The organism is Phaeodactylibacter xiamenensis (assembly GCF_965229835.1).
GTDB classification, from domain to species: Bacteria; Bacteroidota; Bacteroidia; order Chitinophagales; family Saprospiraceae; genus Phaeodactylibacter; species Phaeodactylibacter xiamenensis.
Map to the genome: position 1 here is coordinate 5,723,002 of NZ_OZ245931.1, position 12,447 is coordinate 5,735,448.

Annotated in this window: 12 protein-coding genes and 1 CRISPR repeat array (1 of these 13 only partly in view); all 12 genes read left to right on the top strand. The window is 45.6% G+C overall.

Going from position 1 to position 12,447, the window contains the following annotated elements; translation table 11 throughout:
* The first annotated feature begins 160 nt into the window (after window positions 1-160).
* The 12 genes from ACO08I_RS21675 to cas2 all read left to right on the top strand — a co-directional run bounded on the left by ACO08I_RS21675 (window position 161) and on the right by cas2 (window position 10,590).
* Window positions 161-1,129, top strand: coding sequence for a helix-turn-helix transcriptional regulator (locus ACO08I_RS21675; protein WP_282780293.1), 969 nt, complete (start codon window positions 161-163; stop codon window positions 1,127-1,129).
* A gap of 121 nt (window positions 1,130-1,250) precedes the next feature.
* Entirely contained in the window at window positions 1,251-1,508 is a 258-nt protein-coding gene (locus ACO08I_RS21680; RefSeq protein WP_421947076.1) for a DUF6364 family protein, read from the top strand.
* Complete coding sequence (locus tag ACO08I_RS21685; protein WP_421947077.1) at window positions 1,498-1,962, top strand: type II toxin-antitoxin system VapC family toxin; 465 nt, start codon at window positions 1,498-1,500, stop codon at window positions 1,960-1,962. The genes ACO08I_RS21680 and ACO08I_RS21685 overlap by 11 nt, the downstream gene beginning before the upstream one ends.
* A gap of 120 nt (window positions 1,963-2,082) precedes the next feature.
* Window positions 2,083-2,286, top strand: coding sequence for a DUF433 domain-containing protein (locus ACO08I_RS21690; protein WP_282775755.1), 204 nt, complete (start codon window positions 2,083-2,085; stop codon window positions 2,284-2,286).
* Between the two features lie 209 nt (window positions 2,287-2,495).
* Complete coding sequence (cas6, locus tag ACO08I_RS21695; RefSeq protein ID WP_282783947.1) at window positions 2,496-3,152, top strand: CRISPR-associated endoribonuclease Cas6; 657 nt, start codon at window positions 2,496-2,498, stop codon at window positions 3,150-3,152.
* A gap of 35 nt (window positions 3,153-3,187) precedes the next feature.
* The gene (locus ACO08I_RS21700; protein WP_282783949.1) at window positions 3,188-4,003 is read left to right on the top strand and encodes a hypothetical protein; all 816 of its coding nucleotides are present in this window, start codon (window positions 3,188-3,190) and stop codon (window positions 4,001-4,003) included.
* Complete coding sequence (locus ACO08I_RS21705; protein ID WP_282783951.1) at window positions 3,993-5,519, top strand: hypothetical protein; 1,527 nt, start codon at window positions 3,993-3,995, stop codon at window positions 5,517-5,519. Before ACO08I_RS21700 ends, ACO08I_RS21705 begins: the two co-directional genes overlap by 11 nt.
* 33 nt (window positions 5,520-5,552) lie before the next feature.
* Window positions 5,553-6,446 (top strand): type I-PGING CRISPR-associated protein Cas7/Csp1, encoded by an 894-nt coding sequence (cas7p, locus tag ACO08I_RS21710; RefSeq protein WP_282783953.1) that lies wholly within the window; start codon window positions 5,553-5,555, stop codon window positions 6,444-6,446.
* Window positions 6,439-8,814: a CRISPR-associated helicase Cas3' gene (gene cas3, locus ACO08I_RS21715; RefSeq protein WP_421947078.1), complete on the top strand. Its 2,376-nt coding sequence runs from the start codon at window positions 6,439-6,441 to the stop codon at window positions 8,812-8,814. Before cas7p ends, cas3 begins: the two co-directional genes overlap by 8 nt.
* Entirely contained in the window at window positions 8,811-9,305 is a 495-nt protein-coding gene (gene cas4 / locus ACO08I_RS21720) for a CRISPR-associated protein Cas4 (RefSeq protein WP_421947079.1), read from the top strand. Before cas3 ends, cas4 begins: the two co-directional genes overlap by 4 nt.
* A gap of 11 nt (window positions 9,306-9,316) precedes the next feature.
* Window positions 9,317-10,327, top strand: coding sequence for a type I-B CRISPR-associated endonuclease Cas1b (gene cas1b, locus ACO08I_RS21725; RefSeq protein ID WP_282780316.1), 1,011 nt, complete (start codon window positions 9,317-9,319; stop codon window positions 10,325-10,327).
* Window positions 10,327-10,590 carry a CRISPR-associated endonuclease Cas2 gene (gene cas2, locus ACO08I_RS21730; protein ID WP_421947080.1) on the top strand — a complete coding sequence of 88 codons (264 nt, stop codon included), beginning with the start codon at window positions 10,327-10,329 and terminating at the stop codon, window positions 10,588-10,590. Before cas1b ends, cas2 begins: the two co-directional genes overlap by 1 nt.
* 212 nt (window positions 10,591-10,802) lie before the next feature.
* A CRISPR array of direct repeats spans window positions 10,803-12,447; the repeat unit is 30 nt; unit sequence CGCTTAATCGCACCAGATTGGAATTGAAAC; it runs 2,395 nt beyond the window's last position.

A 12,447-nucleotide genomic window follows, 5' to 3' on the forward strand; every position in this document is an offset into this window, starting at 1 on the left:
CCTCCTGCGGCAAAAGCAACATGTGTCTTATTTCGCCAGGATCGCTTGTAGCGCATTCACGGCAGCTTAATTTAAGCCCTTAACCAACTGCTGCCTGGTTTATTTTCATTTTAATTACTTTAGTTGCCACGAAATCTATTGACATCAAAATGGTCTTACAATGGCATCAAAAGGTCATGAATATAGCACTAAAAGCAGATTGCTAAAAGTACTCCGTGCGGTTCAGGAGCAACCGTACCGATACACAAAACGGGAATTAGCTGACCTTTATGAGGTCTCTGCCGACACCATAAAAAACGATTTTGAAGCGATCCGGAATACCGGCTTTGATCTCGATTATGACTCCAACTACCGCTACGCTTTCGCGGCAGATAAACCCTTTGAAGACCTCAAAGCCCTGCTGCAACTTAATGAGTCGGAACAGTTGCTATTGCTTAGGGCACTCAATAACATGGACAGCCCCTCCGAAAAAATTATGCAGCTCCAAAAGCGCCTCTCCAGTATTTTTGGCAACCGTCAGGATTACCCAGGGGCAGCAGACACCCCAGGGGCAGCCACCACCCCAGGTCCCGAGCACTGGCGGCGTCCCTACCTCACTAAGTTCCAACTGCTGGAACAAGCCCGCGAGCAAAAAGTGCAAGTGGTCCTGCTTTCCTATCGCTCTTCCAATAGCAATGCCATAAGTGATCGAAGAGTGGAACCCTTCTATGCCCGGATCGAAGAAGATACCGTACAGGCCTATGATGTAGACAAGAGCATGTTACGCCACTTTCGTATCTCCAGGATACGCCGCATACGGATGACTGACACGCCGTGGTCTAATGAAGCTGAGCACAAGGTCCTGGCTACAGACCCTTTCCGGATTGTAGATGATCATCAGAAAATGGTGCATTTACGCCTAAAGGTCGGTGCCTACAACGAATTAGTGGAGCGATACCCGCTGACCAAGGCCTTCATTCAGGAAGATGCAGAACAAGATAACCGCTATGACTTCCAGGCTCGTGTTAACCATCAATTTAAAGGCCTAACCAATTTTATACTAGGCTTTCACCATCAGGTCATTGAGGTTGTCGCGCCAGTAGAGCTGAAGCGGCATTTGGAACGGGAGCGGGAGCGGATGCGGTTTTAGATGGCAAGGGGGCCACTACAACTTTTCCTGACTGAAATTTGGATGCTCAATTTTTGACCTAAGCTAAACAAACACGTGTTGATTTTTCAAGTTTGAGCACGTGCGTAAAAACAGAGGTATTATGAATACTAAGTTAACCCTGACGATTGAAAAAGAAGTCATAAAAATTGCAAAAGAGTACGCAAAAGATAAGGGGCAGAGTTTATCGGAGCTTGTTGAGAATTACTTTAAATTCATTACCGCTGAGCGAAGAGCTCCGGTAAAGCCCGATGAACTGTCGCCCAGGGTAAAAAGATTGAGGGGCATTATCAAAGCAGATCAGGAGATAGATTATAAGCAAACCCTCACCGAAGAACTACTTAAAGCGTATGGCAAATAAGATATTTATCGACGCCGATGTTGTGCTTGATTTCTTTACCGATCGGTCGCCCTTTGCAAATCCGGCAAGTGAAATTTTTGAACTCAATGAGCGAGGAGCCATACAGCTCTATTTATCAGCAGCCAGCATCAACAACATTTATTATATCATCAGAAAGTTCTTGGGGCACAAAAACACCTTGCAGGTCATAGAAGCGTTAACGGAGATGACTGAAATCGTAGGGACGACAGAAAAAGAAATCCTACAGGCTTTAAAGAATGATTTCAAAGACTTCGAAGACTCTATTCAGTACTCTTGTGCTATAACTATCCCCGGGCTCGAAGCCATTTTGACCAGAAATGTAAAGGATTATGTCCGTTCGGAAATTGCGGTGCTCACTCCGGAGCATTACCTGAAGACTATAGGGGGGGCGAAGCGTAAAGCCAGGGGAATATTTGTAATAGCCTCGCCATAATTTCACACTGTGCGGTAGACTCGAAGCAGGATATTGAATTGTTGGATTATAGATTGCCACTCGCTTTACATCGTATGTTTTTTGTAGTATACTGCTGAATATTCTAAGATGCGACAAGCCATGGAGTACAAAGACAGAATCACGCTGGAAGCAGGGAAGCGAAGCGGGCAACCTTGCATACGAGGACTGCGCATGACAGTAGCCGACGTATTGAGCTACCTTGCTGCGGGCATGAGCAATCAGGAGGTACTGGAAGCCTTCCCCTACCTGGAAGAGGAAGACATCCTCGCGGTACTGGCCTATGCTGCTCAGGAATGTGCATAATGTCTGCTGCGTTTAATAGCGCTATACTCGTCTCTATTTGAAACAATGTCGTATATTCACCGTACAATAATGCTACAGTAGCGTTCCTGACGCTCCATCTGTACTTACCGATAGCACATTTCTAAGGAAAAATATTTAGCTGGGGTGACAGCTGCCCCAGGGGTGGTTGTAGCTTTGCCACTGAACATGATTGATAAAAATGATGGTTTATGCGGATATATTTTCACTTGACGGCGAATACAGCGCCGGTTCCTTTTAACTATCAGCCCGCTTTGGTTGGGGCTTTCCACAAATGGTTGGGCGAAAATGCACTCCACGATGAGATTTCTCTTTATTCTTTATCGTGGCTAGAGCATGCCCAAGTGCGTCGAGGAGCCTTGGATTTTCCAGGAGGTAGCACTTTTTATATCAGTGCCCCTAGTGCCGACCTATTATCAAGTCTAATAGCGGGAGTTCAGGAAGGGTGGCATCTGCGCTGGGGTATGGAGGTTGAAAGGGTGACGATACAGCGTACACCTGACTTTGGAAGAACCCATCGTTTTATGGTGCAAAGCCCTGTGCTTATTAAACGCCGTTTGGAAGATGGTAAGCAAAAGTACTTTTTCCCTAAGGATGCGGTTGCAAACCAATATCTGACGGAAACGATGCAGCACAAATTGCAACGAGCTGGCTTGCCAAAGGATATTGAAGTCTCCTTTGATAGCGCATACGAAAACCCCAGGACGAAACTGGTGAGCTATAAGGGTATCAATATTAAAGGTACGCTTTGCCCGGTAGTGGTGAGTGGCGATCCGCGGGCGGTGCAGTTTGCATGGGAAGTAGGTGTGGGGAACAGTACTGGAATTGGGTTTGGGGCATTGCGGTAAAAAACGTCCTTCAGTAATTCAAAACAGATATACCGATGCAAATAGACTTATCATTCTTCACAGAACCTCCCGAGTTAGAGCAAAACGCTACTCTAAAAATAGCAGCTCTAGCCCCTCTATCAATGGTTTCTGCTCAGCCAGGGTCTTATTTCAGGTCTGAGCTTGTTCCGACCATAGATATGGTTTATGGAATGCTAGAAAATGCTTTAGGTTGGCATTTCGAAGACAAAACCAGAAAAACCATCTTCAAAGCGCTTCACAAAGCAGCAAAGAAAAAGCATGGTAAACAAAAAGAATATAAAAATTCGGATTGGCTCATGGGTAAGCCGAAAACTTCTGATAGTGGATACTTTAGCTTTCTCCAATACCACTTATCCTTGGCTCTGGAAAAGGCTGACGAGCAGCCTATGACCTACGATGATCTCTGGTCGATGCACCTGAGAACACAGGGCGATTCATTCGTAGGAGGCAGCCGAAGCTATGATAATAGCTTAGAAGGTATGATTTCTATATCCCGGAAAAAGCTCAGGGGGGAAGATGGGAAAGAGTTGCAGCCTGCAATCACCTTCGGAGATAAAAAAGATTTCGTAACGCTTTCGCTTCAGGAGTTGCGGCAGCTTACAGAGGGCAATGTGAAAACGACAAGTTTAAAACCCCATTTCCCTCAATACTATGTAAGTCCTAAGGTTAGGGGATATATAGTGCCAAATCAGTGCTACATATTTAGAGTAAAGTGTACGAAACACTTGGCACAATTATTAGAAGAAGCATTAACTACTCCTTCCGCTCCATTGTACCTGGGCTCTAATGATGGTTGGGTTGACATAAAATGGACGAATCATGAATCATAACTTTAATAGCTGGCATCCTATTCCACGATACGGATTGGCAGCTGCAATCCGATACCTCGATATACATCCCACTCCTATTATGGAGGAGGAGGATTTGGGGAGGATAATTACTCAGGCACTTAGTGAAAGCTTGAACCGGTTCATGCTAAGGCCTACTATAAAAGCTGACAAGGCTCATTTCATATACCTACCAGCTAAAGAAGTAGATCCTGGTAAGAAGTCAGGTCAAGTTTCGGCAAACGGATATTATAGCGCCCCTCATATCATAACGGGGAATAATGCAGCAGGGATCGTTAAAGAGGCCAAAGGAATTATCCAATTATTGGAAAAGGGGCAGTTGACAAAAAATTATGAGTTGAAACGGTCTTTTGCTCCAATGATCGCCAAAATGAATGCAGGAAAAGCATCGATGTCAAATCCTAAGGTTGATTTGCTTAAAGCAGCATTTACAGCGTATGCTGCTCTGACAAATTTAAAACCTGCGGCTTATCATAATGGTAATACAGGTTTATTTCCTGATATACCCTTTTATGATGAGAAAACTGGCTCTTATCCCATTCTGCAATTTATACACGTTTTTCAAAAGCTTCAGCGGGGTGGAGAAGGCAGCGATTCACTGAGTAGCAAATATGACGGCAAAAATTTCTACCGACCACCAATATTTCAAGGTAACTATCATGAAGCCCCCAGGTCAATGAGTCTTGGTGCAGTACCACTAATTGCGGCTATTGGCAAATGGGTGGAAAAGCAGCAAATTCAGCGTCAAGAGGCTGAGCAAACGCTACAGTGGCTGGCTGGGCGACCGATTTTCAGCATGTCTGATTCTGCTACCTCTCAGGAATCCTTTGGGCACCATTTAGTTAAGTTAACTCTTGAAGGTGAACTACACAATGTACTACAGCATCTCACCAGAGTAAGCCTTATCGGAGTTGATGACGGTAAAAAGTATGGAGATACAAAATGGAAGCTATTCCTGATGCACTTCGATCAGTTTCTCCGCTTCTTTACCCGAGCAAGTTTCCAGAACTTTTTGGCTTACCGAGCGACATATCCAGCTGAATTTTTCACCCTCTTAAAAACATATTTCATGGATAATCAAAAATACAAAGATGATATCATTAATGCGGCCGTCGTGTATGGGCAAGCTATAAACCGGGCCGCCTATCTCTCGGCTAAAGCTGAAGATGAAGATGATAAACGTAAAGGCAGGGCATCAAGAGGCCTGAAGGAATATAAGCACAGGGTGCTATTGCAACTTGAAAGCATTGTACAAAGTGCAAAGACTAATGCCGAATTGATCGCTCGACTTAATGCTCAAGTGGGAAGGTTGACCATGAATGACATTCCGTCCGATGCTCAGCCTTTTCTGCTGGCTGCAATGAATGAGAAAATCAGGCTGGAAGATGCTAAGCACCTAATTACAGCTTTTATGAGGCTAAGCCCATTTCCGTCCACAAATACTATAACTTCTGATGAAACACAGGAGGAAGTTAGCACTGAAGCTGACTTAGGATAATTAATTGATCACTTGAAAAACAGTTAAATAACCATGAAAATCAAATCTATACTAGTGACGTCTATCGCTCCTATGAGCGACCATGCTGCCAATCGAGGCGAAAAACTCTTAGGCAATGCTTCTTCTGTTAAGCGCCGCCCTGATGGCCGAGTTTATATTTCTGGTCAGATGCAGAGGCATGTACTGTTCAGTGCCATAGAGCGTCTTAATGAAGATCATCCTGATAAAGGAGATACTTATGTCGCAAATGGAGATGGCCCCTCTACTCAAATTGATAAAGATTTGAGAAGCGATCTTGGCGGTTTTCTTAGTACCAGTAAAGGTGATTATTCAGGCAGAAGAACCGCTCCTGTATCTGCTACCCCTGCAGTAGCGATTAAGCCCAGTTCTATTGGTCGTGACCTTCTCGTCCGTTTGAAAATGAATGAAGCAGCTGATGCTTTGCAACGCCAGGCATTGGCGACCAATGAATTCAGCACTCAGGATGAAATGGTACAGAGCTTTCATCTTGATGTAGGGGCAATAGGCGTGGTCAAGGAATATTCTTACAAGGATGAAAGCCATGTTGGTACTCAATACAAATCTTTTATTGACGATAAGGAGCACCACCGGCGCGTCAAGCTTTTTTTGGATGCTACAGCTTCCATGACTGATTATGCAAACCAAGCCAGAAATGCAGTGAGTGGAGAGCCCAATAAAGTCTTAATCGTACTCGACAACAAGCTTAGCCGAAAAGCGTCTAGGTTTTTTCAGCCAGAAACTACCGATGCGGAAAGGCAGAATATCTTAAAAGAACTCAAGGCACGCGAAGCAAAAGTGTTTCTGGGCGATGATACTTCAACAGATGGACTTTCAGTTGCTGAGGCTTATCAAAAAGCGGCTGAGGCACTGACCTTGGACCAGCTTTATCGTCCGAATTATGAGTAAGAAAAAGCAAACACCACTTGCTAAACCCTCAGGAATAACACTACCTGATCACACCAGGCACGTGAAGGAGGAGGCTGCCTACATTGTAGAGCGTCTCCCCTTTCTAGCGAAAAAGTATGCCATGCTCTGTGGCGATACACTTACAGAAGACCTGCTGAAAGCAGCGAAGTTTCATGACTGGGGGAAGGCATATTCGATTTGGCAAGAGGCATGTCAAAAAGATCATCAGGCTTACCTGGATTGGAGGGCAAGCAATAAGTTGCCAATAGATAAATATTCCTCCGCAGATTATAGGAGATACGAGCAAGAAATGAGGGCTAGCCGCAAGCTTGCGGGTAAGCACATATTCAATGCTAGCCTTCGCCATGAGATAGCATCTCTGTTTTTTATTGAAAAGAATAGGGTTGAGCTTTCAGAAAAACTCCGTACAGCGATTGCGGCCCATCACGGTAAGCTATCTTTCAAATACAAACACAGATGGAAAGATGATGGTAGAAAATCGCATTCATCCATCGGTCCATTCATTAAGTACTGGAATGAAATTGAGGCGCTTTCGGATGAGGTTAGCGATAAAGACGTACAGCAGATTCTTCAGAAGCGCTATGAGTTTTCAGCAATTAGAGCACTGTTGCAACTTGCTGACACACGAGCCAGTCGAAAAGAAGGAGAAGGAAATGATGCGCACTATGAGCTATCATCTTTTCCAAAAGTAAAGCGATTTCCCTCCCTTCGCCCTGTGCAGGAGGCAGCACTTCAAGTTTCAGATCAGCCAATCAGCATCCTAAGAGCGCCAACCGGCAGTGGCAAAACCCATGCAGCGCTACTATGGGCAGAAGAACAAACGACAAAGGGGCGAGCGGACCGATTGGTTATCGCCATGCCCACCCGTTTTACGAGTAATGCCTTAGCAATAGGTGCAGCAGAACAATTAGGCGAAACTGGATTATACCACTCCAGTGCCTGGTATAATCAATTTGGCGATTTAAAATACGGACAGGCTTACAAGGAGGCTTTTGAAGCACATCGAATGGCTAAATACTTGGCAACGCCGGTCACTGTTTGTACCATAGACCACTTGCTAATCAGCCTTACTGGTACGAGGGAGGCCCATCACTGCACCTTTTTCTTTTTGGCGAATAGCGCAGTAGTATTTGATGAAGCAGACTTTTATGATCCGTTTGTGCAGGCTAATATGGTAGTTTTAATTCAGGCTTTACGTGTATTGAAAGTACCTGTATTGATCATGAGTGCGACTGTACCTGACTCTGCCAGAAGCCTATATCAAGTAGATTATCCAATAGCGGTGGCAAAGGCGGATGCCAGAAAAACGCAAAAAATGCTGCATTACATAGGCGATTCAAATAGTCAGAAGGAGTTGGTCCTTCAAAAAATGATTGATTTGGGAGAGGGTATTATCTATGCTAACACCGTTGCCCGGGCATTACAATACTACCGTTGGTTAAAAGATCACGTGAAGGAAAAGGACTTTCCTATTGTGGTTTATCACAGTAGGTTTACTGAAGAAGATAAAAAGAAAATAGAAGAAGGCTTAATCGATAAACTGGGAAAGAAAGCCTGGGAAAATAGCGATCAAGTTCCAGTCAAAGGCATAGCCATAATGACACAGATTGGAGAAATGAGTGTCAATATCAGTTCCACTATTATGCTGTCTGATTTATGCCCGTGGGACAGGTTGGCTCAGCGGATAGGACGATTGGCGCGCTTTGACTTCCAAAAAGAAGGCCTATGCTACGTTATTACACCGCTGAAAAAGGGTTTAGTCTACCCCGCTCCTTATGGGGAGTACAGTAGAAAAGATAAAGGGTGGATTCCTCTAAAGCCCTTTCAGGAAACAGAGAAACAGCTGAAGGAGCAATATTCAGAACCCAAAGAAATTACCCCTGAAAACTTTGTAGACTATGTGAATGAACTGTATCCGGAAGCTCCAGAGCTAGATAGTCATGCTGCGGCCAACCAGAGAAGTTATCAGCAATTGATACGAGCCAATTGGTTGATACTCCCGGATACCAGAGCCGACGAAGACGAGGGGCACGTGGGAGCAAATTGGTCAAGCAGGCATATCCCTCCACAACAGGTAGTTTATATTGAACCTCCTCAGGATCTGTCTGATTATTCAGACTTACAGAATTTTGACCTAAGATACGGGGTAAGTGTGCCTCAGTATTTGATTGAGAAAGAACTTAGGAAGAAAGAGGGTTCCCGCATTAGTAAATTACCTATTTGGTTAGAAAAGTATGATGAAGAAATGACCGTATGTTATACTTCTGATTACAGCTCAAAACTAGGGCTTGCCTTTTTGTACGACGATCACTTTATAAGCGATGTGACCAATCAAATTGACCCATGATCTCCGCCTCCCACGTCACCTACTACCACCTCTGCCACCGAAAGCTGTGGCTGCACCACCGGGGCATGCGGCAGGAGGACAACAGCGCTGCGGTGGGCGAAGGCAAGCTTATTGGAAAGCAGTCCTACGCCCACCGCGCTTCCCGCTGGCGGGAGCTCAACCTGGGGTTTCTGAAAATTGACCACTTCGACCCACGCGAAAAGTTGGTGCGGGAAGTCAAGAAAAGCTCTAAACTAGAGCACGCCCATGTGGCACAAGTCCAGTACTATCTGTATGTATTGGAAAAAGCAGGTATTGATGGCGTACAGGGAATACTTGAATATCCAAAACAACGGCGTAGCAGAACAGTAAGGCTTACCGATGAAATCCGGCAAGATATCCAAGGCTGGGAAGCTGAAATCGAACGAATTGTGAAGCAAGATCACTGCCCGGCTTTGGTCAAAAAAGCCTACTGCCAAAATTGTGCGTACCGGGACTTTTGTTTTGTATAAACCGTATGGCTATGAAGAAAGCGTATTACCTGTTCAATCCCGGGCGCATGAGCCGGCGTGAGAATACCTTGAAGTTTGAACCTCAGCCAACCGAGGAACGATCGGACCTGAAGCCAAGGTACCTACCGGTAGAAGGCGTAAGTGCGCTTTATATTTTTGGTAGTTTGGATACCAATAGTGCCTTGTACAATTTTTTGGGCCGCAATCACATCCCGGTGCACTTTTTTGACTATTATCAACACTACACCGGGAGTTTTGCCCCCAAAGAACATTTACTCGCTGGCCAGCTTCTTATAGCTCAGGCTGATGCCTACCGTGAGACTTCGCAGCGCCTGGGCATAGCGAAGGCCTTCGTAGAAGCCAGTATGTTTAACATCCTCAAAAATTTAAAGTATTACGGAAACCGCGGCCGGGAGCTCCGCGACATTATCAGGCAGGTCGAGCAACTGAAAGCAGAGTTGCCAAATGCAAAGGATGTGGGGCATTTGATGGGGTTGGAAGGCAATGCCCGGCAAACGTACTACCAGTCATTTGATAGCATCATTGATACTTTTGAATGGAAGGGAAGACGCAAGCGGCCACCAGCAGACGAGCTCAACGCACTGATTAGTTTTGGCAATTCACTTTGCTATACTGTATGCCTTGATGCCATCTACAATTCACAGCTCAACCCTACCCTGAGTTATTTGCACGAACCAGGCACCCGCCGTTTCAGCCTGGCCTTGGATATTTCCGAAATTTTCAAGCCCATTCTGGTAGACCGGCTAATCTTCCGGTTATGCAACCGCAGGGAAATCCGCCCAGAACACTTCGATTGGGTAGACAATGCCTGCTTTCTATCGCCAGCGGGCCGGAAAAAGGTGGTACAAGCCTGGGAAGAACGCCTGCAACAGACGATACAGCACCGGAAACTGGAGCGCAAGGTCAGCTACCGGCACTTACTCCGCCTGGACTGCTACAAACTAGCAAAGCACTTGCTCAAAATGGAGCCTCAGTTTGAACCCTTCAAAATCTGGTGGTAATGTATGTAATCCTGGTCTACGATGTTCATCAAAAGCGGGTCGGCAAAATGCTGAAGCTGTGCCGCCGCTACCTCAACTGGATTCAGAACTCCGTCTTTGAAGGCGCCATCAGCGAGCTCAAGCTCAAGGAAATGATCTTCGAAGCCCGGCAGGTTATGGATGAATCTTACGACAGTATCATTATCTTTAGCAGTAGGAACGAGCGGTGGCTGGACAAGCAGGTGATCGGGCTGGAGAAAAATGAGATCGACCAGTTTTTGTAGCGCGCGTCGACCCATTGCCTGCAGATGCGTACAGTATGAAACAGATGCCCGTTGAAACACTCAAAATATTGGCCATCAATATGTTAAGCCAGTCGTCGACCTCGCGGCAAAATCAGTTTACCGGCGGCCGACGAGAAACCGGAGCCAAAAAGGCTCAACGTTCTTTGACAATTAGTTAATCTTTAGTTACTTACACATAGGCTTTACCGGCCCGCTTAATCGCACCAGATTGGAATTGAAACTGTCGCAATATACAAAACCATCACGGCTGTTGTCCGCTTAATCGCACCAGATTGGAATTGAAACCCGTTTTGCAATTGGAGCCCATCCTTTGCGATGTCTACGCTTAATCGCACCAGATTGGAATTGAAACTGGTTCACTGCGCCATCCAGAAACACGTCCGCCACCCGCTTAATCGCACCAGATTGGAATTGAAACCCCATAGGTCTTCGATAGCGCCTATCGGGTCGTTAACGCTTAATCGCACCAGATTGGAATTGAAACCCAATCTGCCAACTGCCTTTGCTGTCGTTCGTATAGCGCTTAATCGCACCAGATTGGAATTGAAACCCAACATCATCAGCCGAGAACCAACACGAGCTGTCCGCTTAATCGCACCAGATTGGAATTGAAACTCATCAGGTAAAACCTGCCTTGCGACATCAAGCAACTCGCTTAATCGCACCAGATTGGAATTGAAACAGCGAAGAACCCTAGCGCAAACCACTCCGTGGCGCCCGCTTAATCGCACCAGATTGGAATTGAAACCTGCTGTTATAGTGTACGTACTACCTGTCTCTCCTGCGCTTAATCGCACCAGATTGGAATTGAAACCTGTCACAGCTCCTGCAAGCACATTCAGCGCGCGGTCGCTTAATCGCACCAGATTGGAATTGAAACTCTGTGACGCTCAGTTCTTCGCCTACGCGCTCCGTCGCTTAATCGCACCAGATTGGAATTGAAACCCGCATGGACGGTGAGCTTATCCAAGCCAACGCGACGCTTAATCGCACCAGATTGGAATTGAAACCTGTCAAAATTACCTGAACTGTGCTGCCAACTGCCACGCTTAATCGCACCAGATTGGAATTGAAACTAGACCTTCCACCAATAACGTTGCTCTTTTCGGCTTTCGCTTAATCGCACCAGATTGGAATTGAAACGGTCATTCATATCGAACTCATCAACAGAGTAAGTGCCGCTTAATCGCACCAGATTGGAATTGAAACCGAGATGTGGGACAGGCTTGATGCTGACATTAAGGACGCTTAATCGCACCAGATTGGAATTGAAACTTCCCGATCAGCCCAACACAATGGCAGTATTTCTCCGCTTAATCGCACCAGATTGGAATTGAAACCTACAAAATAGAATACAGAAGAGCGCATGTCATTTGCGCTTAATCGCACCAGATTGGAATTGAAACTCGTCTATGATTACCCAACCATATCCACCGTCAATTACGCTTAATCGCACCAGATTGGAATTGAAACTCCTCGGGCGTACCAATGCCGGGCAAATTTACTGGTTCGCTTAATCGCACCAGATTGGAATTGAAACTCGAACGATGAAGAGGCCAAATAGAAAAGAATTCAATCGCTTAATCGCACCAGATTGGAATTGAAACCCTGCCTCATCAGCCCATGCTAAATCCCTGTACTGCCCGCTTAATCGCACCAGATTGGAATTGAAACCTGATTAAGTAACTCGATAGCGAGCAAGCGCTGAATACGCTTAATCGCACCAGATTGGAATTGAAACTCGAAAATCTTAATAGGGAATCGCCGCTGATTGAGCGCTTAATCGCACCAGATTGGAATTGAAACATCTTAACAAGGCGCTTATTTGATGTTGTG